Origin of the sequence: Leifsonia sp. SIMBA_070 (assembly GCF_046534635.1) — a bacterium.
Lineage (GTDB): Bacteria > Actinomycetota > Actinomycetes > Actinomycetales > Microbacteriaceae > Leifsonia.
Genome location: NZ_JAWRYK010000413.1, coordinates 1 through 264, shown reverse-complemented (window position 1 = coordinate 264; position 264 = coordinate 1). Strand labels below are relative to the sequence as shown.

The 264-nt window shown below is 61.0% G+C and carries 1 pseudogene; it reads left to right on the top strand.

Annotated features, from left to right (window positions below):
- A pseudogene (locus SB754_RS20890) lies at nt 1-264 on the top strand (DNA alkylation repair protein); the annotation flags it as partial.

Genomic DNA, 264 nt, shown 5'->3' with positions numbered 1-264 from the left:
CTGGTCTGCCGGCCCAGATCATTTGAGCTCAGCGAGTTGGATGCAATGCTGCGGGAGGCACGCGTTCCCAAGGTGCATGACTGGCTTATCAGCTATGTGGTGAAAAAGAGTCCGCATGCCGAGGCGCTGCGTGGTGCGTGGTTCGATGACCCGGATCCCGTCGTCGCCAGTGCCGGCTGGGCGCTGACCAGCGAACGGGTGGTAAAGGATTCGGACGGATTGGATCTGCCGGGACTGCTGGACACCATCGAGGCGGATATGAAG